Annotated in this window: 21 protein-coding genes; 9 read left to right on the top strand and 12 right to left on the bottom strand. The window is 56.8% G+C overall.

Going from position 1 to position 21948, the window contains the following annotated elements; genetic code table 11:
- Positions 1-45 precede the first annotated feature (45 nt).
- Genes C1J02_RS11135 through C1J02_RS11120 form a run of 4 tightly spaced genes read right to left on the bottom strand, consistent with a single transcriptional unit; the run spans position 46 to position 3868 of the window.
- Positions 46-807, bottom strand: a complete 762-nt coding sequence (locus tag C1J02_RS11135; protein ID WP_114878644.1) for an FkbM family methyltransferase — start codon at positions 805-807, stop codon at positions 46-48.
- The gene (gene sufB / locus C1J02_RS11130; RefSeq protein WP_114880518.1) at positions 807-2330 is read right to left on the bottom strand and encodes a Fe-S cluster assembly protein SufB; all 1524 of its coding nucleotides are present in this window, start codon (positions 2328-2330) and stop codon (positions 807-809) included. The genes C1J02_RS11135 and sufB overlap by 1 nt, the downstream gene beginning before the upstream one ends.
- 39 nt (positions 2331-2369) lie before the next feature.
- A complete protein-coding gene (locus C1J02_RS11125; protein WP_114878643.1) occupies positions 2370-3413 on the bottom strand; it encodes a cysteine desulfurase family protein in 1044 nt (347 codons plus the stop codon).
- Positions 3410-3868 carry an Rrf2 family transcriptional regulator gene (locus C1J02_RS11120; RefSeq protein WP_114878642.1) on the bottom strand — a complete coding sequence of 153 codons (459 nt, stop codon included), beginning with the start codon at positions 3866-3868 and terminating at the stop codon, positions 3410-3412. Before C1J02_RS11120 ends, C1J02_RS11125 begins: the two co-directional genes overlap by 4 nt.
- A 173-nt stretch (positions 3869-4041) precedes the next feature.
- Between C1J02_RS11120 and C1J02_RS11115 the strand changes: the two genes are divergently transcribed.
- The 4 genes from C1J02_RS11115 (at position 4042) to C1J02_RS11095 (ending at position 6909) form a co-directional block, all read left to right on the top strand.
- The gene (locus tag C1J02_RS11115; protein ID WP_114878641.1) at positions 4042-4695 is read left to right on the top strand and encodes an alpha/beta hydrolase; all 654 of its coding nucleotides are present in this window, start codon (positions 4042-4044) and stop codon (positions 4693-4695) included.
- On the top strand, positions 4695-4937 hold the full coding sequence (locus C1J02_RS11110; RefSeq protein WP_114878640.1) for a hypothetical protein: 243 nt from the start codon (positions 4695-4697) through the stop codon (positions 4935-4937). The genes C1J02_RS11115 and C1J02_RS11110 overlap by 1 nt, the downstream gene beginning before the upstream one ends.
- Positions 4934-5515, top strand: coding sequence for an HD family hydrolase (locus C1J02_RS11105; protein ID WP_114878639.1), 582 nt, complete (start codon positions 4934-4936; stop codon positions 5513-5515). The genes C1J02_RS11110 and C1J02_RS11105 overlap by 4 nt, the downstream gene beginning before the upstream one ends.
- A gap of 179 nt (positions 5516-5694) precedes the next feature.
- Entirely contained in the window at positions 5695-6909 is a 1215-nt protein-coding gene (locus C1J02_RS11095; RefSeq protein ID WP_114878637.1) for an NADP-dependent isocitrate dehydrogenase, read from the top strand.
- A 56-nt stretch (positions 6910-6965) separates the two neighbouring features.
- Here C1J02_RS11095 and C1J02_RS11090 read toward each other — a convergent pair whose 3' ends face one another.
- Positions 6966-7760 (bottom strand): class II glutamine amidotransferase, encoded by a 795-nt coding sequence (locus C1J02_RS11090; protein ID WP_114878636.1) that lies wholly within the window; start codon positions 7758-7760, stop codon positions 6966-6968.
- 2 nt (positions 7761-7762) lie between these two features.
- Positions 7763-7969 carry a DUF6356 family protein gene (locus C1J02_RS11085; protein ID WP_114878635.1) on the bottom strand — a complete coding sequence of 69 codons (207 nt, stop codon included), beginning with the start codon at positions 7967-7969 and terminating at the stop codon, positions 7763-7765.
- Positions 7970-8096: 127 nt separating this feature from the next.
- On the opposite strand from C1J02_RS11085, the gene C1J02_RS11080 reads away from it, so the two are divergent.
- The 4 genes from C1J02_RS11080 to typA all read left to right on the top strand — a co-directional run bounded on the left by C1J02_RS11080 (position 8097) and on the right by typA (position 11745).
- Positions 8097-8555 carry an Lrp/AsnC family transcriptional regulator gene (locus tag C1J02_RS11080; protein ID WP_114878634.1) on the top strand — a complete coding sequence of 153 codons (459 nt, stop codon included), beginning with the start codon at positions 8097-8099 and terminating at the stop codon, positions 8553-8555.
- 10 nt (positions 8556-8565) lie between these two features.
- Complete coding sequence (locus C1J02_RS11075; protein WP_114878633.1) at positions 8566-8898, top strand: SMR family transporter; 333 nt, start codon at positions 8566-8568, stop codon at positions 8896-8898.
- Positions 8899-8934: 36 nt separating this feature from the next.
- Positions 8935-9858, top strand: a complete 924-nt coding sequence (locus C1J02_RS11070; RefSeq protein WP_114878632.1) for a mechanosensitive ion channel family protein — start codon at positions 8935-8937, stop codon at positions 9856-9858.
- Positions 9859-9927: 69 nt separating this feature from the next.
- On the top strand, positions 9928-11745 hold the full coding sequence (gene typA / locus C1J02_RS11065) for a translational GTPase TypA (RefSeq protein ID WP_114878631.1): 1818 nt from the start codon (positions 9928-9930) through the stop codon (positions 11743-11745).
- Positions 11746-11821: 76 nt separating this feature from the next.
- Here the strand turns inward: typA and C1J02_RS11060 are convergent, their stop codons facing one another.
- The 3 genes from C1J02_RS11060 to recA all read right to left on the bottom strand — a co-directional run bounded on the left by C1J02_RS11060 (position 11822) and on the right by recA (position 16002).
- A complete protein-coding gene (locus C1J02_RS11060; protein ID WP_114878630.1) occupies positions 11822-12109 on the bottom strand; it encodes a DUF1330 domain-containing protein in 288 nt (95 codons plus the stop codon).
- Between the two features lie 4 nt (positions 12110-12113).
- The gene (gene alaS / locus C1J02_RS11055; RefSeq protein WP_114878629.1) at positions 12114-14771 is read right to left on the bottom strand and encodes an alanine--tRNA ligase; all 2658 of its coding nucleotides are present in this window, start codon (positions 14769-14771) and stop codon (positions 12114-12116) included.
- Between the two features lie 160 nt (positions 14772-14931).
- Positions 14932-16002 carry a recombinase RecA gene (gene recA, locus C1J02_RS11050; RefSeq protein WP_114878628.1) on the bottom strand — a complete coding sequence of 357 codons (1071 nt, stop codon included), beginning with the start codon at positions 16000-16002 and terminating at the stop codon, positions 14932-14934.
- A 203-nt stretch (positions 16003-16205) separates the two neighbouring features.
- On the opposite strand from recA, the gene C1J02_RS11045 reads away from it, so the two are divergent.
- Entirely contained in the window at positions 16206-16799 is a 594-nt protein-coding gene (locus C1J02_RS11045; RefSeq protein ID WP_114878627.1) for a gamma-glutamyl kinase, read from the top strand.
- 17 nt (positions 16800-16816) lie between these two features.
- Here C1J02_RS11045 and C1J02_RS11040 read toward each other — a convergent pair whose 3' ends face one another.
- The 3 genes from C1J02_RS11040 to guaB form a co-directional block, all read right to left on the bottom strand.
- Positions 16817-19045: an ATP-binding protein gene (locus C1J02_RS11040; protein WP_254693087.1), complete on the bottom strand. Its 2229-nt coding sequence runs from the start codon at positions 19043-19045 to the stop codon at positions 16817-16819.
- 184 nt (positions 19046-19229) lie between these two features.
- On the bottom strand, positions 19230-20390 hold the full coding sequence (locus tag C1J02_RS11035; RefSeq protein WP_114878625.1) for an RsmB/NOP family class I SAM-dependent RNA methyltransferase: 1161 nt from the start codon (positions 20388-20390) through the stop codon (positions 19230-19232).
- Positions 20391-20440: 50 nt separating this feature from the next.
- A complete protein-coding gene (guaB, locus tag C1J02_RS11030; RefSeq protein WP_114880517.1) occupies positions 20441-21889 on the bottom strand; it encodes an IMP dehydrogenase in 1449 nt (482 codons plus the stop codon).
- Positions 21890-21948 lie beyond the last annotated feature (59 nt).

The raw sequence follows: 21948 nt of genomic DNA, 5'->3' as shown, positions 1-21948 counted from the left end.
TCCTTGGTGGCGCGCTGCGCCAAAGTTCTAATGAGGTGGGGCCGATCAGCCCTGTTGTTGTTTGCGCAACAGAAAGTTCTTGTTGGTGGTATAGCGCTTGAACGTGTCGATCACGTCATAGCCGTGTTTTTCGACCCAATCATCAAAGGCGGCGTAATTCTCTTGATCCACTTCGATCAGGATCATCGGTGCGCAGCGGGTGATGGTTTCCTGCAAGCCACGCAGGGCCAGCATTTCCATACCTTCGACATCGATCTTTATGAAATCAGGCGTGTCATCTGCCATCGCTTCGTCGCCTGTGATGGTCTCGATATCGCCTTCGCCAGCCTGCATCCGTGCAGCGCCAAGATTGCGCTTTCGTTTGGTCATCCCAAAACCATCCGCTTTCTCGTCCGACACGCCAAAGCCAATGTGCCGCAGATCGAAAACTCCGCTGAATTCGTTCAGCACAACATTCGCCAGCAGCAGTTTGTACGCCAGTGGATTGGGCTCGAACGGGATGATTTTCTTAGGCTGCAGGAACGCTGCGACAAAAAGGCTGTGGTTGCCGATGTTGGACCCGATATCGACAAAAGTGCCCCCTTGCGGAAAATGCGCCTTGATCATCGCCAGTTCTGGTTCTTCGTAAAAAGCCCCCCCGCGATTGCTGCGCTGGATCGGATCGGCAATGCGATCCGATGCAAAGCGGAACGTATGCCCGTCAATTTGACAGACCGCGACATCAATGTCGGGAATGACCACAGGCTTGCCCTTTTGGATTGCCCAGCGGATCGCATTCAGATCAACGGTTTCGCGTACCCGGTTCATTAACCGACGGACCCTTCCAAAGAGATCGCAACAAGGGCCTGTGCTTCCATGGCAAATTCCATCGGCAGCGCCTGCAACACGTCCTTGCAGAAGCCATTGACCACCAGTGCCACGGCTTCTTCCTCGTCCATGCCACGCGACCGGCAATAGAACAGCTGATCGTCGTCGACTTTGGATGTGGTCGCCTCGTGCTCTACCCGGCTGGAGTTGTTCTTGACCTCGATGTAAGGCACCGTGTGCGCCCCACATTTGTCGCCGATCAACAGGCTGTCGCATTGGGTATAGTTGCGCGATTCGCGCGCTTTGGGGTGCATGCTGACCAGCCCCCGATAGGTGTTTTGCGCCTTGCCCGCCGAAATCCCCTTTGAGACGATGCGCGACTTGGTGCGCTTGCCCAGATGGATCATCTTGGTGCCGGTGTCGGCCTGCTGCATGTTGTTGGCAATCGCGATGGAATAAAATTCACCCTGCGCGTCATCGCCGCGCAGGATGCAGCTTGGGTATTTCCACGTGACCGCAGACCCGGTTTCAACCTGTGTCCACATCACCTTGGCGCGATCGCCGCGGCAATCGGCGCGTTTGGTGACGAAATTGTAGATGCCGCCCTTGCCGTTTTCATCACCGGGATACCAGTTCTGAACAGTCGAATATTTCACTTCGGCATCTTCTTCGATGATAATCTCGACCACGGCGGCGTGGAGTTGTGATTCATCGCGCTGGGGTGCCGTACAGCCCTCGAGGTAGCTGACATAAGACCCCTTGTCGGCAATGATCAGCGTGCGCTCAAACTGACCGGTATTCTCGGCGTTGATGCGGAAATAAGTGCTCAACTCCATCGGGCAACGCACGCCCGGCGGCACATATACAAACGACCCGTCTGAGAACACGGCAGAGTTCAGCGTTGCATAGAAATTGTCTGACACGGGGACAACGGACCCTAGATATTTGCGCACCAGTTCAGGATGTTCGCGGATCGCCTCGGAAATGGAACAGAAGATAACCCCGGCTTTCTTCAGCTCTTCCTGAAAGGTTGTCCCAACCGAAACAGAATCAAATACCGCGTCCACAGCGACCTTGCGGCCTTCTGCGGGCGCGTCTTCTGCCCCTTCGACCCCGGCCAAAATCATCTGTTCCTTCAGCGGGATACCCAATTTTTTGTAGGTTTCCAACAGCTTGGGGTCCACGTCGTCCAGCGATTTGGGTTTGTCAATCATGCTGGTTGGGCGGGCATAGTAATACTGATCCTGGAAATTGATCTCAGGATAATCAACCATCGCCCAAGTTGGTTCTTTCTTGGTCAGCCAACGATCATAGGCGGCCAGACGCCATTCCAGCATCCATTCAGGTTCTTCATTTTTCTCCGAGATCAGTTTGACGATATCGGGGGACAGACCTTTGGGCGCATATTCCATCTCGATATCGGTGGCCCAGCCGTATTTGTACTTGCCGCCCACTTCACGCACGGCATCTACGGTGTCCTGATCCACGCCTTCTTTGACGTCATCGTGCTGGTCTGTGATCACAGTATCCAAGGTCTCGTTCCCCTATCCCGCCAGTCGCAATTACGCGGCCCGCTGCTCGTGTTTCTTTAACTTTGCGGTCCATGTATCGGCAAACCGCAGCACATCATCGCGTTTCGTATCGAGGCCCAAAGACACGCGGATCGCGCTTGCTGCCTCCGTTTCATCATATCCCATCGCGCGCAAGACCGCGCTGGCGCGCACCTTGCCCGATGAGCACGCTGACCCCGCCGAAATGGCAAAGCCAGACAAATCCATTTGCATCACCTGCGTTTCGCCTTTCCACCCCGGCGTCAGGATGCAGGAAGTGTTGGGCAAACGGTCCGCATCTTTCCCTACAAAAATAGTCGCCTTTGTCGAAGCCTCAAGGGCCTCTTCCAACAAATCGCGCAAAACAGCAACCTCTTGCCAGCGGCCAGACACCACGTCACGCGCTGCGGCCTCGGCTGCTGCACCAAAACCTGCGATCCCGATTACGTTTTCGGTGCCAGAGCGGCGGCCCATTTCCTGTCCGCCGCCTTTGATCTGCACAGGCACGTCCTGACCGCGTCGCAAGACCAATGCGCCGTTGCCTTTGGGCCCCCCAAGCTTATGGGCAGACACCAGCGCCATGCGCACGCCGGAGCCCATAAAATCAACCGCCAGCTTGCCAAACCCCTGGGTCATGTCACTGACCGCCAAACCAGTTGGCAGGTCTTGCAGGACGCCGGTTTCTGAGTTGGCCCATTGCAAGGTCGCAGTTGCGGGATCGTCAACATCGACCCGTCCTTGCGCGTTTACAGCCAGATCCTCAACCGTCCACGCACGGACTGCATCATGTTCAATCGCGGCACAGTGCAACCTGCGACCCGACAATGCCAAACCTGCTGCTTCGGTCGCACCGGATGTGAAAACGATGTCTGCCCCGTCGGCCCCCAATGCCGCCGCCACTTGGGCGCGCGCCTTTTCAATCAGCGCTTTTGCCGCGCGTCCTTCGGCATGCACCGATGACGGATTGCCCACCACATCCATTGCCGCACCCATCGCGCGGCGTGCCTCGGCCCGCAATGGCGTGGTGGCGTTGTGATCGAGATATACCCGGTTCATTCATCCACCACCGCAAATAGATTTGGCACAGCGGGACATGGCACAAGCCCGTTCGAGATCACATCTGACAGCCGGGTCTGGTGCAAAAACACATAGACATGCGCGCTCAGCCCCTCCCAGAGACGGTTGGTCATGGATTGGGCGCGGCTGCCCGATGATCCGCCAGAGGCACCTGCCCCTTTGTGCATCGCATCCAATGTCTCATCCACCGCCGCCAGCACATCAACGACACGGATATCCGAGGCCGGACGCCCCAACCGGTACCCGCCACCCGGCCCGCGCACCGATGTCACAAGATCGGCGCGCCGCAATTTAACAAAAAGCTGTTCAAGATAGGGTAATGAAATCGACTGCCGCTCTGCAATGTCGCCCAAAGACACCAGCGCATCGCCCGGCTGCAAGGCGATATCGGCCAGTGCGACCATGGCATAACGGCCTTTGGTTGACAGCTTCATCGCTCGTTACCCCCATTTGCGCCTGCGTTGATTGACGCGGGCGCGCGAAATGCCTAAGTGCTTGGTCAAGCCCCGCAAACTGTGCGGACACAAGATTAGAACCGTTCTAAGGTGCCTTAGCGAATTAGTCAACTATTCGGCAGTACCATAAGAGCCCCCAAACAGGGACGCATATGCCCGAGGTAATTTTTCCCGGACCCGAAGGCCGCCTCGAAGGCCGCTATCATCCACAAAAAGAACGCGATGCCCCGATTGCCATCGTGTTGCATCCGCATCCGCAGTTTGGCGGAACGATGAACCACAAGGTTGTCTATAACCTGCATTATGCCTTTTATAACATGGGCTTCACTGTGTTGCGGTTCAACTTCCGTGGTGTTGGTCGCAGTCAAGGTGAATATGATCAGGGCATTGGTGAGCTTTCAGATGCGGCCAGCGCGCTCGATTATCTGCAATCCATGAACAACAATTCGAAACACTGCTGGGTGGCGGGTTTCAGCTTTGGTGCATGGATCGGGATGCAGCTTTTGATGCGCCGTCCGGAAATCACCGGATTTATTTCCGTCGCACCACCCGCGAATATGTATGATTTCAGCTTCCTCGCCCCCTGCCCGGCCTCTGGTCTGGTGATCAATGGCACCGCTGACCGCGTGGCACCGCCTGCGGACACGGTGAACCTTGTTAACAAACTGCACGAGCAAAAAGGCATCACGATTACCCATCAGGAAGTCGAAGGTGCCGGCCATTTCTTTGAAGAGCCGCATATGGACACACTGATCACCTCCACCACCGATTATGTGAGGCGGCGCCTGACAGAGACCTCGCGCTGATGTCAGACCCCGCTGTCACCGAAATGGCCAATAAGCTGGCCGAGGATTGCCTGTCTGTGCAGACCAAGATTGGCGACGATCGTTTGTTCATGAAGGTCGGCGAGGTGCTGGGGGCGTCGTCGCAAACCCTTGAAGAAGCATTTCTGACAGCGATCCGCACCCGAATGGCGGAATTGCAGGGCCGTGCGTTTTTGAAAAAGACACTGTTGGATCACGAAGCCAAAAAGCCCAAACCGGAATGACCGCACGGCTTGAGCAGCAGATTGCCTTTCTGAACGAGGCAGACAAGCTCAAGTCCATCGTTCGCGGTACAACGCTTTGCGACACGTCGCGCTATGAAAATTCCGCCGAACATTCGTGGCATCTGACGCTCTATGCGTTGGTGCTGGCCGATCAGGCTGGACCGGATGTGGACATCAACCGGGTCATTCGCATGCTCATCCTGCACGATCTGGTCGAGATCGACGCAGGCGACAATCCGATCTTTGGCACCCATGACCCCGTCACGACATACAATGAGGAACAGCAAGCGGCAGACCGACTGTTCGGTGTTTTGCCCGATGATCTACGCGACGACCTGCGCGCAATCTGGGAGGAATTCGAGGCCGCTGAAACCCCGGCAGCCAAGTTTGCCAAATCCCTGGACCGGTTTCAGCCCCCGATGCAGAATCTGGCCTCGGGCGGGGGGTCTTGGGTCACATATGACGTCACCTATGACCAGTTCGAGGCCAAGGTCGGGCGCAAGATCGCCATCGGGGCACCGGGTCTTTTCGACTATGCCCGCCGACGGGTCCGGGCGTGGTTCGACAAACGTCAATAAAGCAGCGGCAGGGATTGTTCGCGCATATCTGTCCAGGGAAAACGGCCAATGTCACTGTCTTTTTGGCGGTTTAGGTCCACCCAAAAGAGGTCTGCGCACGGTATACCTTGGTATACCTCCTTTCCCTTCGCGCGATTCTGGGCTAGTGCCAGACCAACACGCCAGCCAAGGAGAGACATATGTCCAAGATCAAGGTAGAGAACCCCATTGTCGAGCTTGACGGTGATGAAATGACCCGGATCATCTGGGATTTCATCAAGAAAAAGCTGATCCTCCCCTATCTGGACGTTGATCTGAAATATTATGACCTCGGCATTCAGGCGCGTGATGACACAGACGACCAGATCACCGTGGATTCTGCTGAAGCGATCAAGAAATACGGCGTTGGTGTCAAATGTGCGACCATCACACCGGACGAGGCGCGGGTCGAGGAATTTGGCCTCAAGAAGATGTGGCGTTCGCCAAACGGCACCATTCGCAACATCCTCGGCGGCGTGATTTTCCGCCAGCCGATCATCTGCAAGAACGTGCCGCGTCTTGTCCCCGGCTGGACCAAACCGATTGTTGTGGGTCGCCACGCCTTTGGTGACCAATACCGTGCGACCGACTTCAAATTTCCCGGTGCTGGCAAGCTGACCATCAAATTCGTCGGCGAAGACGGTACCGAGATCGAACATGAGGTGTTTGATGCCCCCGATGCCGGTGTCGTCATGGCAATGTATAATCTGGACAAGTCCATCATCGATTTTGCCCGCGCGTCGATGAATTATGCGCTAAACCTCAAGTGGCCGCTTTATCTGTCGACCAAGAACACGATCCTCAAGCAATATGACGGTCGTTTTCTTGAGCTGTTTCAGCAAATCTTTGATGCGGAGTTTGCCGACAAGTTCAAGGCGGCGGGCATCACGTACGAACACCGCCTGATCGACGATATGGTCGCCTGTGCAATGAAATGGAATGGCGGCTATGTCTGGGCCTGCAAGAATTACGATGGAGATGTGCAGTCTGACACTGTGGCGCAGGGTTTTGGCTCGCTGGGCCTGATGACCTCCATTCTGATGACCCCTGATGGGAAAACGGTTGAGGCCGAGGCGGCGCACGGCACTGTGACGCGTCATTATCGTCAGCATCAGAAGGGCGAGGAAACCTCCACCAACTCAATCGCGTCGATCTATGCCTGGACGGGTGGTCTGAAGCATCGGGGCAAGCTTGACGGCAATACCGCGCTGATCAACTTTGCCGAGACGCTGGAAAAGGTGGTCGTCGACACCGTTGAAAGCGGCGATATGACCAAAGATCTCGCATTGCTGGTCGGACCTGATCAGAAATGGATGACCACCATGGGCTTCTTGGAAAAGGTGGATGAGAACCTGAACAAGGCGCTCAAAGGTTAGAAAAATAAGAGGCCGCGATTTGCGGCCCCAGTCACCTCTTTAAGGGTGCTGCCCGTTCAGGCGGCCTTACTCATTACTGATGGCTGAAACGGCACAATCTCGCATTCCGTCGCGGTAAAACGGCAAAAGCTGCCCTTTGGAACCTCGATCCAATCGCCAAATGCTGTGTCATAAGGTTCTGACACCACGGCCCATCCCTGCCAGGCCGCGTTCCATTGGTAATACAGCGACGGTGCCAGATGGTCCGACGCGTAGCGAACCGCGAACAGTGTTTCACCGTCAGACAGCGCCGCAGTCATCCGTATGTGCGGGCCCTGTCCGGATTTGCGCGAGAGGGCCTCAAACTGGGCCACGGCATTTTCTAACGCGGCCTTTGGATCCGCATCCAGTCCCAAACCATGGGCCACCAGAAACAGGGCCTCGCTGTCTGTGGCCCCTCTGCGGTTGGGATAAAGATCATCCAGAATCAGCGCTTCGGCATGGCGGCGAAAGCCGTCGAACCCGCCAACCTGACCGTTGTGCATGAACGACCATGTGCCCTGCACAAACGGATGGCAATTGTTGCGGCTGGTCGCCGTGCCGGTTGACGCGCGCACATGCGCCAGAAATAGACGGGCCTGAACCTGTTCTGCCAGTGATTTCAAATTTGGGTCAGACCACGCAGGATAGACATCGCGGTATTGGCCGGGGTTTGGGCGATCCCCATACCAGGCCAGCCCAAAACCATCCGCATTGATTGCGGTTTTGCACTTTGATGCCTCGCGCGACTGGTGGATCAGCGAATGGTCAGGCGCAGTCAGAATTTCACTCAGGTAAAGTGGCCGGCCCTGCCATGCCGCCCAACGGCACATGTTTATTGGCCCCGGTTGTGCGTACGTGCATAAAGTTTTGCGATGATGCCACTGGCGGTTTTTTCACACAGGCATGGGATGAAGGCATGCACCAATGCCGCACCGGCAGCAGTGAACAACAAACCGGAGAATTTCAACGCAAAGGCCATATGCTGAAAAAATGTTTCATCGACTTTTGCGGGGTGGTCCAGAAATACACGTGTGATCATGGTTTGCTCTCCTCATAGGGCGTTTTGGCTTGCTGGGGGCAAACTATGCCAAGGCGTCCGTGAATATTTCCCAAAGATACGGGTATATCGCTTGCTTTGAAGATAATTTCCCACAATAGTCCAATTTATGTTGAATATTGATGATATTGACCGCCGTATTCTGAAAGAACTGCAACGCGATGCAGGCCAATCGCTTGATACACTGGGCGAGGCTGTGCATCTGTCGCGCAATGCCTGTTGGCGGCGTATCCGTGCGCTTGAGGCATCTGGCGTGATCAAGGGGCGCGTGACCCTGCTGGATGCGGCGAAATTGGGTCTTGGGCTGACTGTGTTCATGCAGATACGTACAAATGCCCACGCGCCGGATTGGCTTAACACCTTCAAGAAAGCCACGCAGGATATGCCGGAAATCCTAAGCGTCTTTCGGATGAGTGGTGATCTGGATTATCTGATCCGGGCGCGGGTGGCGGATATGGCCGGGTATGACCAACTTTATCAATCACTGATCCGCAAGGTGCCGTTGTCAGATGTCTCGGCCAGCTTTGTCATGGAAGAGATCAAAGAAACCACGCAATTGCCATTATGAGGGATTCCACATGCCCGCTTATCTGATCCTTGCGCTCGCTGTTCTGGCAGAAACCATTGGCACGACCGCGCTGCAGGCCTCACAGCAGTTTACCCGTCTTTGGCCGTCAATTCTGGTTGTTCTGGCCTATGCGGTGTCTTTCTATCTGCTGTCGATGACGCTCAAGGTGATGCCTGTGGGGGTCGTTTATGCGCTTTGGTCCGGCTTGGGGATTATTCTGATTGCCATCATCGGATTTGCGGTTTTTGGACAACGCCTTGATCTGCCCGCTGTGCTGGGTCTGGCGCTGATCATTTGCGGTATTGCGGTGATCCATCTGTTTTCTGACGCCACACCGCATTGAGGGGGAACCGCGCCGTGCGTGGCGCGTTGCCTTTCCATGTCAGAGGTATTTGGATCACTTTGGGCGTCCCTGCCCGACCCGCTTCGCAATCAACTTGAAGGATACGCCACAGGGTTTTGGGCGCTGCTGCCTCAATTGATCCTCGCGTTTCTGTTTCTCATCTTCATCTGGGCTTTGATCAAGGTTCTGAAATGGATTTTGCCCCGGTCGCTCAAACGTGCGCGCATGCGGCGTGCGCTTGTAGATGTGATCATGATGCTGATCACGGTCGGCATCTGGCTGTTTGGCGTGTTGATTGCAGTCACCATCGCCTTTCCCACCATCACGCCGGGCAAGGCGCTGACCGCACTTGGTGTTGGTGGCGTTGCCATCGGTTTTGCGTTCAAGGACGTATTCGAGAATTTTCTCGCGGGTGTGCTGCTGTTGCTGCGCGAACCTTTTTCGATCGACGATTATATTGACTGTGAGGACATCGAAGGCCAGGTCGAAGAGATCACCATCCGCGACACCCATGTGCGTCAGACCGATGGCCAATTGGTGGTCGCGCCCAATGCAATGTTTTTCAAGAACCCCGTCACAATCCGCACCGCCCGTGACGTGCGCCGGACAACGATCATTTGTGGCGTCGCTTATAGTGAAGATGTCGATGCCGCCCGCGAGGTCATCGCAGACGCCGTGCGCAGCGTTGATGCGGTGCGCGACGATGTGCGCGATGTCGAGATTTTTGCACAGGAATTTGCCGACAGCGCGATCAATTTTGAGGTTACATGGTGGACCGGATCGCGGCCCATCGACATCAGGTCGAGCCGGGACAAGGTGGTGGCCGCCGTCAAAAGCGCGCTGGACGAGGCGGGCATCGAAATCCCCTTCCCCTATCGCACGCTGACCTTCAAAGAACCGCTGCCGCTGACCCGAGGCGGCACAGACAGCAAGGATGCGAACGCGGACGCGGCGGAATAAGTTTTTTTACTGGCCTTTGCTGCACCCGCACGGTATGGGCGCGGCAACTCCCTTTAAAAGGCCGATCCCATGGACATGCGCAACATCGCAATCATCGCACACGTTGACCACGGCAAGACGACGCTGGTCGACGAACTGCTGAAACAATCCGGTACGTACCGGGATAATCAGGCGACCACCGAGCGCGCCATGGACAGTAATGACCTTGAGCGTGAACGCGGCATTACCATCTTTGCCAAACCCACCTCGGTGGAATGGAAAGGTGTGCGCATCAACATCGTGGATACCCCCGGCCACGCCGATTTCGGTGGCGAAGTGGAACGCATCCTGTCGATGGTCGATGGTGTTGTGCTGCTGGTGGATGCTGCTGAAGGACCGATGCCACAGACGAAATTTGTGACCTCCAAGGCGCTTGCATTGGGCTTGCGCCCGATTGTGGTGCTGAACAAGGTCGACAAGGCAGACGCAGAACCGGACCGCGCGCTGGATGAATGTTTCGACCTTTTTGCCAACCTGGGTGCGGATGATGATCAGCTTGATTTCCCGTCCATGTATGCCTCTGGCCGCAATGGCTGGGCCGATATGGAGCTGGACGGGCCGCGCAAGGATCTGTCTGCGTTGTTCGATTTGATTGTCGAGCATGTCAAAGCGCCAAAGCAGCTGGTCGATATTGATAAGCCGTTCACCATGCTGGCCACTACGTTGGGGGCCGATCCGTTTATCGGTCGGATGCTGACGGGACGCGTAGAAACGGGCCGCCTCAAGGCGGGTGAGCAGGTCAAAGCCCTGTCGCGCGACGGCGAATTGATCGAAAACTTCCGCGTGACCAAGATCATGGCGTTTCGCGGCCTCAGCCAGCAGGCCATTGATGTGGCCGAAGCGGGCGATATCGTGTCGATCGCGGGCATGTCCAAAGCCACGGTTGCCGACAGTATCGTTGCGCAATCGGTGACAGACGCCCTGCCCGCGCAACCGATTGACCCGCCAACCATCACCGTGACCTTTGGCATAAACGACAGCCCATTGGCAGGCCGTGACGGCAAGAAAGTTCAATCGCGCGTCATCCGTGAGCGGCTGATGAAAGAGGCGGAATCAAACGTCGCGATCAAGATCAGCGACACCCCTGGCGGCGAAGCGTTCGAAGTTGCAGGCCGCGGCGAATTGCAGATGGGCGTGTTGATCGAAAACATGCGCCGCGAAGGGTTTGAGCTGTCGATCTCGCGCCCGCAGGTGTTGTTCCGTGATATTGACGGCGTGCGTCATGAGCCCATCGAAGAAGCCACAATTGACGTGGATGACGAATACTCAGGTGCCGTGATCGAAAAGATCACCGGCCCCCGCAAAGGCGAGCTGGTCGAAATGAAGCCAGCCGGTGCTGGCAAGACCCGCATCGTCGCCCATGTGCCCTCGCGTGGGTTGATCGGCTATCACGGTGAATTCCTGACCGACACCCGTGGCACGGGCGTTCTGAACCGGGTCTTTCACACCTGGGCACCGCACAAGGGGCCGATTCCGGGCCGCCGTGCCGGGGTCCTGATCTCAATGGAAAATGGCACAGCGGTTTCTTATGCGCTTTGGAAGCTCGAAGATCGTGGCAAATTCTTCATCGGTGCGCAGACGGATGTCTATCAGGGCATGATCATTGGCGAACACAGCCGTGAGAATGATCTGGAAGTGAACCCGCTGAAGGGCAAGCAACTGACCAACGTGCGAGCCTCTGGGACTGATGAAGCCGTCCGTTTGACCACACCCGTCACTTTGTCGCTGGAACAGGCAATTGCCTATGTCGACGATGATGAACTGGTCGAAGTCACGCCCAATGCAATCCGGTTGCGCAAGCGCTATCTGGATCCGCATGAGCGCAAGCGGATGTCCAAAGCGAGCTGATGTATTTTGGGTTGAGGGGGCTTTTGCCCCCTCAATAGCCCCAAGGGCTGGGTTTCCAGAAGACTGGGGAAAATGCTTACTCGCTGGTCTCGATGATCATCAATTCACGTTCCGAAGCGCCACGGGCATGGCTTAAAGCCGCCTGATAAGCATCTGAATGATAACATTTCTCGGCTGTTTCGACATCGGGAAACCGTGCCACCACATTACGTGGACGCGGCTTGCCTTCAAGCTGAACAAACCGCCCGCCACGTGCAATAAATTCGCCGCCGTGATCGGCAATCGCAACGGTCGCCCCGGCGGCGTATTTCTTGTAAGCTTCTTCGTCGGTGACGGTCACATGTGCAATCCAGAGTGCGCCCATTGGTCTATCCTTTCAGAATGGTTTCAGCAGCGGCAATTGCCGCTTGTGCGTTTTCAGCGCTTTGACCACCGCCTTGCGCCATGTCAGGTCGGCCACCACCGCCCTTGCCGCCCAGTTCGGCCACCGCCGCCTTGAGAACATCAACAGCGGAAATGCGGCCCGTCAGATCGTCTGTGACACCGGATGCCACGGCAGCTTTGCCGCCCGCATCCGCAATCAACAGCACCACGCCTGACCCCAGTTTCGCCTTATGTTCATCCACCAGCGCCGGCAAATCCTTGCCCGTCACGCCTGTCAGGACCTGAGCGATGAATTTGACCCCACCGATGTCGCGCGCCTCAACCGGTGCGGCACCGCCACCCGACATTGCCAGTTCGCGGCGCAGTTGCGCGACTTCGTTGCTGAGCGATTTGCGTTCCTCAATCAAGGCGCGCACCCGATCGGGCACGTCCGTTACAGAGGTCTTGAGCGCCTCGGAAACGCGCTGCAATGCTGCCTGCTGATCGCGCAGCCACATCATTGCGTCGGCACCGGTCAGCGCTTCGATCCGGCGCACACCATTGCTGATGGCACTGTCACCGAGCAGGACAAATGCCCCGATATCGCCGGTCTGGCGCACATGGGTTCCGCCGCACAATTCCAGTGAATAGGTGGTCTTGTCTGCCCCCTTGCCTGACCCGGCCTGCTGACCCATCGACACCACGCGCACTTCATCACCGTATTTTTCACCAAAGAGCGCCTGCGCCCCCAGCGCGCGGGCATCGTCCGGGGTCATGATGCGGGTTTCAACCGGCGCGTTCTGACGGATATACGCGTTCACTTCGCGCTCAACCTTGGTCAATTCATCCGGAAGCATCGCCTTTGTATGGCTGAAATCAAAACGCAAACGGTCTGCGGCGTTCAGGGATCCGCGCTGCGCCACATGCTCACCCAATACACCGCGCAGGGCCTCGTGCAGCAGATGCGTCGCCGAGTGGTTGGCACGGATGGCGGTGCGCCGCGCGTGATCAACGGTCAGAACGGCATCCTGACCGGGCTCAACCTCGCCTTCAATCACCTGACCGATATGGGCAAAGACGCCTGCGGTCTTGCGCGTATCTGTTACGTTGACCGTCCCGGTTTCGGTCTTGATCACGCCAGTATCACCCACCTGCCCGCCGGATTCGGCATAGAACGGCGACTGGTTCAGGGCAATCTGCACGCTGTCGCCTTTTGACGCTTTGCCGGCGATGGCCCCATCCAGGATGATCGCCGCAATCTGACCTTCCGCCGTCTCGGTGTCATACCCCAGAAAATCGGTGGTGCCGTGTCTGTCGGCGACATCAAACCACACGGTCGCATCGGCCGCTTCACCCGATCCGGACCATGCCGCGCGGGCCTTGGCCTTTTGGGCGGCCATGGCCGTGTCAAACCCTGCCGTGTCCACGCCGCGCCCCTGTTCGCGCAATGCGTCCTGCGTCAGGTCCAGCGGGAAACCGAATGTGTCATATAGCTTGAAGGCGGCATCGCCAGGCAGAACCGCGCCGTCAGGCAGGGCGCTGACCTCGTCTTCAAGCAGCTTCAGGCCCCGTTCCAGCGTCGTCTTGAACCGCGTTTCCTCCAGCTCAAGCGTCTCGGTGATCAAGGCCTGTGCCCTGCCAAGCTCCGGATAGGCGGACCCCATCTGTTGCACGAGTGCGGGCACCAATTTGTACATCAGCGGATCTTTGGCCCCTAACAAATGCGCGTGCCGCATGGCGCGGCGCATGATACGGCGCAGCACATATCCCCGCCCGTCATTTGCAGGCATCACCCCATCGGCAATCAGAAACGAGGTGGAGCGCAGATGATCCGCGATCACCCGGTGATGCACATTGCCGGTCCCAAACGGATCAACGCCCAATGCATGGCCGCTTGCCTCAATCAGGCTGCGGAACAGATCCGTGTCGTAGTTGTCATGCTTGCCCTGCAGCAGCGCACCAATCCGTTCCAGCCCCATCCCGGTGTCGATGGACTGCATGTCGAGTGGGCGCATCGTGCCGTCGGCGAATTGTTCATTCTGCATGAAAACGATGTTCCAGATCTCGATGAACCGGTCCCCGTCCTCGTCCGGGCTGCCCGGAGGGCCACCGGGAATATGATCGCCATGATCATAGAAAATTTCAGTGCATGGTCCGCAGGGCCCGGTCGGGCCCATCCGCCAGAAATTGTCATCCGTGGCAATGCGGATGATCCGTTCATCGGGCAGGTTTGCGACCTTTTTCCAGATATCGGCAGCTTCATCATCCGTGTGGTACACCGTCACCAGCAGCCGCGTGGGGTCGATCCCGAAGTCTTTGATCAGCAGTTCCCAGGCAAAGGCAATCGCGTCAGCTTTGAAATAGTCGCCAAAGCTGAAGTTGCCCAGCATCTCAAAAAACGTGTGATGGCGCGCTGTGTATCCGACATTGTCCAGATCGTTGTGCTTGCCCCCTGCACGGACGCATTTCTGGGCGGTCGTGGCGCGATTGTAGTCTCGGGTTTCAAGCCCGGTGAACAGGTTTTTAAACTGCACCATCCCCGAATTGGCAAACATCAGGGTCGGGTCATTGCGCGGCACAAGGGGGCCAGAGGGCTGGACGGAATGGCCCTGCTTTTCGAAGTAGGTCAAAAAGGTGGATCGGATGTCGTTAAGGGTCTTCATGTCTGGGCCTTCCGGGGCAAGTATCGGCATTCAAATACCCTTGGCACCCCGCGCTGTCCACAGCCTGACCGCACGAAAAAGGCGCCCCGTTGTGGGACGCCCTTTAATGGTACTGATCAAAATTGGCACCGGAGTGAATTTGAACCCGGTCAAAGTGGCTTTATGCCTCAAGAATATCGATATCTTCTTTCTCGGAGCCGTTGAAATCAAGGCCATGCGCGGCACGGATCTTGTCTTCGATCTCCATCGCCATCGCCTCGTTGTCCTTCAGGAACTGTTTGGCGTTTTCACGGCCCTGCCCGATGCGTTCGTCGCCATAGCTGAACCATGAACCCGATTTGTCGACCACACCCACTTTGACACCCAGATCAAGCAATTCGCCCATCTTTGAGATGCCTTCGCCGTACATGATGTCAAACTCGACCTGCTTGAAGGGGGCTGCGACCTTGTTTTTCACAACCTTGACGCGGGTTGCGTTGCCGACCACCTCGTCGCGGTCCTTGAGCGCACCAATCCGGCGAATATCAAGCCGGACAGAGGAATAGAATTTCAACGCGTTGCCGCCACTTGTCGTCTCAGGCGAGCCGAACATAACGCCGATTTTCATACGGATCTGGTTAATGAAGATCACCATGCAGTTGGACCGGCTGATCGAACCGGTCAGCTTGCGCATGGCCTGGCTCATCAGGCGGGCCTGAACACCGACGCTGCTGTCGCCCATGTCGCCTTCCAACTCTGACTTGGGTGTCAGGGCGGCCACGGAATCGACCACAACCATGTTGACGGCACCAGACCGCACCAGCGTGTCGGTGATTTCGAGCGCCTGTTCGCCGGTGTCGGGTTGCGAAATCAGCAACTCGTCAATGTCGATGCCAAGTTTCTTTGCATATTGCGGGTCAAGCGCATGTTCCGCGTCCACAAATGCACAGACGCCACCGGCCTTTTGCTGTTCTGCGATGCAATGCAGCGTCAGCGTGGTTTTACCTGATGATTCAGGGCCGTAAATCTCGATGATCCGCCCCATCGGCAGACCGCCAATGCCAAGCGCGATGTCAAGGCCCAGCGATCCGGTTGAGCTTGCGGTGATGTCCTGAATAGCACCCTCAGCCCCCAGCTTCATGATGGAGCCTTTGCCGAACTGACGTTCAATCTGTGCCAGTGCGCTGTCGAGCGCCTTTTGCTTTTCCGCGTTTTTCTTGCTGTCCATTGTCAAAAGATCTGCCGTTGCCATGTTGCCTATTCCCTTAGTGTCACAGTGGACCTCCCGCTACAATCGCCGATGGGCCGCTCGATTTTTGTTCTTCTAATGTTCCTTATGAGATCAAAAGGAGAACATTTCAACCAAATTATTTCATTGCCTATCTTTTTCCCATCAAGGTTAAGAAGTAGTTTACAAACTCACGTGATGTCGTTTGACGCAGGAGTGGTCGCTAAGTGCTGGTTTTTTTTAAGGAACGTCTGGCCTTTTTGTCGATGCCAAAAACCGGGACGACTGCCTATGAGATGGCATTGGCCCCGCGTGCCGATATGGTGATCTCTGAACCACCAATGCTGAAACACGCGCCGGTCTATCGCTATAATCGATTCATTCGTCCGATGTTTCTCAAAGTGTGCGATGCAGAGCTTGAGCTTATGGCGGTAATGCGCGAACCGGTGTCATGGTTGGGCAGCTGGTATCGCTATCGGCAGCGACCCTTCATGAAAGACAAACCAAACAACACCTTCGGGATCAGTTTCGATGAATTTGTGCTGGCCTATATGAAGGGTGACAAACCGGGATTTGCAGATGTTGGCAGCCAGCTTAACTTTATGAAAAGCCAGCCCAACGGCACCGGGATTACCCATTATTTTCGATATGAAGATCAGCCGCGCTTGCAGGCGTTCCTGAAAGAGCGGCTGCACGTTGAATTGTCCCTCACCCAGGAAAATGTCTCGCCGCAGATGGACCTGAACTTGTCAGCGGATGTTGAAATGCGGTTCAAACGCAAGTTTGCGGATGAATTTGCGCTTTATGACAGCATCGGTTGAAGTCCAGGGTCAGGACCTTAGTGAAGCTGTTGATGAACCGTGTCGGTAAGATCATTTAGGGAAAACGGTTTGGGCAGGAACACTGAATTTGGGATTTTGGTCTGTTCCTCGCCAAAACTATCCTCGGCATAGCCCGATACAAACACCACTCTGACATCAGGCCGGTCTTTGAGCGCCTCGCGGACCCAGCTGGGGCCGTCCATGCCGGGCATAACCACATCCGTGACAAAGACGTCGATGTTCAGGCTTTCATCTTCTAGGGTTTTCAAGGCCGCCTCGGCTGAGTCAGCCTCCAGAACAGTGTAGCCGCGCAGGCGCAAAGCGCGGCTGGCAAAGGCGCGCACCGGGGCCTCGTCTTCGACAAGCAGTATGACGCCATCAGCATGTTTCGGGGCGCTGCGCGGTGCTTTTGCGATCACCGGTTTCACCTCGGGTGGCTGCACATCAAGCACCTGGAAATACAGCGTAAAAGACGTCCCAATCCCCAGTGTGGAATCCGCGAAAATGAAGCCGCCAGTCTGTTTCACGATCCCATATGCGGTCGAAAGGCCCAGACCTGTGCCCTCGCCCGTGCGTTTGGTCGTGAAAAACGGCTCAAACACTTTTTGCAGTTTATCAGGCGGGATACCGACACCATCATCGTTGACCTGAACGGTTACATATTGCCCCGCAGGGACGGTTACCCGGTCGCGCACCAATGGTTCTGACAGCTTGGTGCATTCGGTGATGATCCTGATCTCGCCACCCGCAGGCATCGCATCGCGCGCATTGACGACGAGGTTCATCAAGACCTGTTCCAACTGCCGTTTGTCGGCGCGGATCGGTTTGAGCACCGGATCATGGCTGAGCGTCAGGGTCACTTTTTCGCCGACGAGCCGGTTAAGCAGATGGGTGAGATCCGCAAGCGTGTCGCGCATATCAAGCGTTTCCGGCCGCAATGTCTGTTTGCGCGAAAACGCCAGCAACTGACCGACCAGCGCGGCCGCGCGGTTGGCATTCTGGTTGATCTGGACAAGATCGCCATAGTCCGGATCGCCCTGATCGTGTCGTAACAACAAAAGATCGCAATGGCCCGAAATTGCCGTCAGAAGGTTATTAAAATCATGCGCAACGCCCCCGGCCAACTGGCCAATGGCCTGCATTTTCTGGCTTTGCACAAATTGCGCTTCAAGGGATTTCAATTCGGTCGCGTCATGCAGGACGGCGATCAGGGCCTGTTTGCCCTCCTCAGTAATGCGGTTCAGCGTGACTTGCACAAAAACTTCGCGATCGGTGCGTGACAGGCGCAAAAATTCGGACTTCTGAACGGACCTGCCTGCCAATGTGTCGCTCAGCCAATCTGATATGGACCTCCCCAGCCCCTCCATCAACTGCGACAGATGGACATCGGTGCTCAGCGATACACCGATCAGCTTGGCAGCCATCCGATTGAACGACAAAACCGCCCCATCGGGGGCCACCTTGATCATCGGGACCGGCAATTCCTGAAAAACCTGCCAGCCTTTGCCGACGTCCTGACCATCGGGGGCGGGTAGCAGATAAAGCGCCCTGCGCCCGGCCCCCGCCGGAACCTCAGCAACAAGCGCCATTTTGGGGCCCTCGGCAGTGGTAATTTCGATCGGGGTACCGGGCACAACAGGCAGCGCGGTAAAGACCCGGTCGAGGGATTTGACCCGCGCGCCCATCAGCAGGCGCGCCGCATCATTCATGAACAAGATCACATCCCCGCGCCCCGCCATCAGCATCGGCAATTGCACACCGTCACCCGCATTGCGCGGTGCCTGACGTTCGGCAATCTGCTCGATTCGCCAGACATAGCCGTCAGGCCCCATTTCATGGACGGACAACCGTATGTGACCGCTGCGGGTGAGGATGTCTTCGCGGGCGGCACCATTCGCCGCTGCGCGCGCTTGAAGGCGGAACAAGATGCCACCGGGATTGGCAAACTGGGTGTCCAGAACCTTGGCAAGTGTCTGGCTGTTGGCCGCCTTGAACTGGGCTTTTGCAGCAGCATTTTGCGAAATGACCCGCCCGTCACCGGTTGCCACAATGCCGGGTGCGGTGTCTTTCTCGATGAAATCCGCAACCACATCAAACACATTGCTTTGCTTGCGGTCTCGGAGGCCAGACAAGAATTGCGTGACCACCGCTGCTGTGAACAAGGCCGCAGCGCTTGCAGTCAGACCCAAGGTGGCCGTTCTGAAAGGAGCAACAATCGCAAATATTCCAAGGACAAAGGCTAGCAAGAATAGAATCCTGACCCGACCATAAGTCTTCGGCACGACGTGCGGCGGCTCATTTTCCTGGCTGGTTTCTTTATGCAAAGCCGTCCCCGATCTACGCGAATCTTACCAACAGTTACGCGCACTAAGGGTTAATCAGCCTTTAACCAAGGCAAACTTTACACGCTTTGGTTGAGTATGCGCAGCGTTACGCTCGGGTCAAGTGTGCTGTGAAAAAGCCGTCGCCGTGATCATCAACCGCATAGCGGTGTGAAAACACCGTCTGCCATCCCGGGTTCCGGGCAAGAAAGGCATCAACGCGGTCTTCGTTCTCGGACTTGAAGACTGAACAGGTGGCATAGGCCAGAACGCCGTTCGGGGCTGTCAAAGCGGCCGCCTTGTCCAGGATGCCATCCTGTATTTGGGTAAGAGACTGCAACCGATCCGGAGTCAGGATCCATTTCCCTTCGGCTGCGCGGCGCCATGCGCCCGACCCTGAACAGGGCGCATCACAGAGCACCACGTCATAGGGGGCATGCGTGCTTAGATCGTCAGTTTCAACCTGCACCACGCCAGCGGCGGCGCGTGCCGTCCGGGTTGGCAGGTCAGCCATGCGGCTCGTGTCGATATCATGGGCAAAAACCTGTCGGCTTGTATCCATCGCCAAAGCCAGCGCCTTGCCACCGCCGCCGGTGCAATAATCAAGCACTTTGCCGCCCCTTGGCAGCGCCGCCACAACCGCTTGGCTGGCGGCGTCCTGCAACTCAACATAACCCTCTGAATAAGCTGCAGAATTGCGTATCTGACGCGCGCCTTGATTCACCGTGAGGGCCGAATTTGCCAATGGATTGTCAGTTGTTTCAATCCCCTGTTCGCGCAGCATTTCCTGAGCCTCTGCGCGGGTAATTTTTGCGAGATTGACCCGCAAAGTGATCGGCGCGCGGCTTTGCAGTGCAAGGGCTGCGGCGGCAGCACCATCACCCAGTGAGGTCTGAAAAAGCGGGATCACCCAATCCGGCAGGTTCCACAGAATTTGCGGATCGGTTGGTGGGTCGGGAAAATTGGCTTCGGCCTCGCTCAAGGGGCTCGGCGCATGACCTTGTGCGTCAAAAAGGGACGCAATATCAGCACGCTGGTGGTGCAGAAGCCCGATCATCAAGGCGCGCGCAGTGTCAGACCCGCCGTAGTACGCCGCTGTTTTCCGGGTGCGCAAAACATCGAACACGTGATCGCGTATGGCGGCGCGGTCTTTGGACCCGGCAAAGCGGCTGCGACGCGCCCAGCGGGTCAACGCCTGTTCCGCTGCCAGCCCGCCTGCCATGTCGTCCAACACCTCGATGGCTGCGGCCACGCGCGCGCCGGGGGTCATTGTTTATGCATCACTTGAACAATGACGTTTATATGACTGAATAAAAACACTTATCCGGCCCGATAGTTTGGCGATTCGCGGGTAATTTGCACATCATGCACATGACTTTCTTTCAGGCCAGCACCGGTGATTTTCACGAAGGAGCAGTTTTTGCGCATTTCTGCGACAGTGGCACATCCGGTATAGCCCATCGCGGCCCGCAGCCCGCCAACCATCTGGTGCACCACGGCGGCGGCACTGCCTTTATAGGCGACCTGCCCTTCGATGCCTTCTGGGACCAGTTTGTCGCTGGCGGCATCACTTTGAAAATACCGATCTGCCGATCCGCTGGCCATCGCACCAAGGCTGCCCATGCCGCGAAAGCTTTTGAAGCTGCGGCCCTGATACAGGATCACATCGCCCGGCGATTCGTCGGTGCCCGCAATCATTGAGCCGACCATCGCGCAGGACGCGCCCGCCGCGATTGCCTTGGCGAAGTCACCCGAAAACTTGATGCCGCCATCAGCAATGACCGGGATATCGCCCGCCGCCTCGGCGCAATCCATGATCGCGGTCAGCTGTGGCACACCCACACCGGCCACCATCCGCGTGGTACAGATGGAACCGGGACCAATGCCCACTTTGATGGCATCCGCCCCTGCATCAATCAACGCCCGCGTGGCAGCCCCTGTGGCCACGTTGCCTGCCACGACCTGCACTTCGTTGCTGAGGGTTTTGGCGCGTTCAACGGCCCGCGCAACCCCTTCGGAATGGCCGTGCGCCGTATCAATCACAATCATATCCGCACCCGCTTCGACCAGCGCCTGTGAGCGTTCAAAACCTGCGTCACCCACCGTTGTCGCGGCAGCAACCCGTAAACGGCCCAGTGCATCTTTGCACGCTGTGGGGTTCAAAACCGCCTGTTCGGTGTCTTTGAGGGTCAACAACCCGGTCAATTTTCCGGATTTGTCGGTGATCAACAGCTTTTCGATCCGGCGCGCCTTCATCAGGCTGATCGCCTCTTCGCGGTCCGCAGGTTCGTGCAGAATGGCCAGATTATCTGTGGACATCATCGCCTTAACGGGTGTGCGGTCATCAGAGGCAAACCGCATGTCGCGGTTCGTGACGATGCCCACAACACGGCCAGACCCGTCCACCACCGGAAACCCGGTGACGTTGTAGCGTTCTTGCAAAGCCTTGGCGTCGGCCAGCGTTTGATCGGCTGTCAGGGTGATGGGGCTATAGACAATCCCGCTTTCAAATCGCTTGACCCGGCGCACCTCGCGGGCCTGTTCGTCGATTGTCAGATTGCGGTGGATCACGCCCATGCCGCCGGCCTGCGCCATAGCAATGGCCATGCGCCCTTCGGTCACGGTGTCCATGGCCGAACTCAGCAGCGGGATGTTCAACGCAATTGATTTGGTGACAAATGTCCGGGTATCCGCCGTTGACGGCAGCACCGAGGACGCGCCCGGAACCAGCAATACATCATCAAATGTCAGAGCCTCACGAATCTCCATCATACACCTCTGGGTCATGGTTTTTATTTGGGTTCATTTGGCGGTTTGCTATTTCACGG

The sequence above is a fragment of the Sulfitobacter sp. SK011 genome (genome assembly GCF_003352065.1).
Lineage (GTDB): Bacteria > Pseudomonadota > Alphaproteobacteria > Rhodobacterales > Rhodobacteraceae > Sulfitobacter.
Note: the sequence above shows the minus strand (reverse complement) of the source record. Positions and strands in the feature narration are given on the sequence as shown.

What these genes read in the sequence shown, in the direction of transcription:
- C1J02_RS11135 (WP_114878644.1), bottom strand. Translation starts at nt 807, where the DNA reads ATGAACCGGGTACGCGAAACCGTTGATCTGAATGCGATCCGCTGGGCA.
- C1J02_RS11125 (WP_114878643.1), bottom strand. Translation starts at nt 3,413, where the DNA reads ATGAACCGGGTATATCTCGATCACAACGCCACCACGCCATTGCGGGCC.
- C1J02_RS11120 (WP_114878642.1), bottom strand. Translation starts at nt 3,868, where the DNA reads ATGAAGCTGTCAACCAAAGGCCGTTATGCCATGGTCGCACTGGCCGAT.
- C1J02_RS11115 (WP_114878641.1), top strand. Translation starts at nt 4,042, where the DNA reads ATGCCCGAGGTAATTTTTCCCGGACCCGAAGGCCGCCTCGAAGGCCGC.
- C1J02_RS11110 (WP_114878640.1), top strand. Translation starts at nt 4,695, where the DNA reads ATGTCAGACCCCGCTGTCACCGAAATGGCCAATAAGCTGGCCGAGGAT.
- C1J02_RS11105 (WP_114878639.1), top strand. Translation starts at nt 4,934, where the DNA reads ATGACCGCACGGCTTGAGCAGCAGATTGCCTTTCTGAACGAGGCAGAC.
- C1J02_RS11095 (WP_114878637.1), top strand. Translation starts at nt 5,695, where the DNA reads ATGTCCAAGATCAAGGTAGAGAACCCCATTGTCGAGCTTGACGGTGAT.
- C1J02_RS11090 (WP_114878636.1), bottom strand. Translation starts at nt 7,760, where the DNA reads ATGTGCCGTTGGGCGGCATGGCAGGGCCGGCCACTTTACCTGAGTGAA.
- C1J02_RS11085 (WP_114878635.1), bottom strand. Translation starts at nt 7,969, where the DNA reads ATGATCACACGTGTATTTCTGGACCACCCCGCAAAAGTCGATGAAACA.
- C1J02_RS11080 (WP_114878634.1), top strand. Translation starts at nt 8,097, where the DNA reads ATGTTGAATATTGATGATATTGACCGCCGTATTCTGAAAGAACTGCAA.
- C1J02_RS11075 (WP_114878633.1), top strand. Translation starts at nt 8,566, where the DNA reads ATGCCCGCTTATCTGATCCTTGCGCTCGCTGTTCTGGCAGAAACCATT.
- C1J02_RS11070 (WP_114878632.1), top strand. Translation starts at nt 8,935, where the DNA reads ATGTCAGAGGTATTTGGATCACTTTGGGCGTCCCTGCCCGACCCGCTT.
- typA (WP_114878631.1), top strand. Translation starts at nt 9,928, where the DNA reads ATGGACATGCGCAACATCGCAATCATCGCACACGTTGACCACGGCAAG.
- C1J02_RS11060 (WP_114878630.1), bottom strand. Translation starts at nt 12,109, where the DNA reads ATGGGCGCACTCTGGATTGCACATGTGACCGTCACCGACGAAGAAGCT.
- alaS (WP_114878629.1), bottom strand. Translation starts at nt 14,771, where the DNA reads ATGAAGACCCTTAACGACATCCGATCCACCTTTTTGACCTACTTCGAA.
- recA (WP_114878628.1), bottom strand. Translation starts at nt 16,002, where the DNA reads ATGGCAACGGCAGATCTTTTGACAATGGACAGCAAGAAAAACGCGGAA.
- C1J02_RS11035 (WP_114878625.1), bottom strand. Translation starts at nt 20,390, where the DNA reads ATGACCCCCGGCGCGCGCGTGGCCGCAGCCATCGAGGTGTTGGACGAC.
- guaB (WP_114880517.1), bottom strand. Translation starts at nt 21,889, where the DNA reads ATGGAGATTCGTGAGGCTCTGACATTTGATGATGTATTGCTGGTTCCG.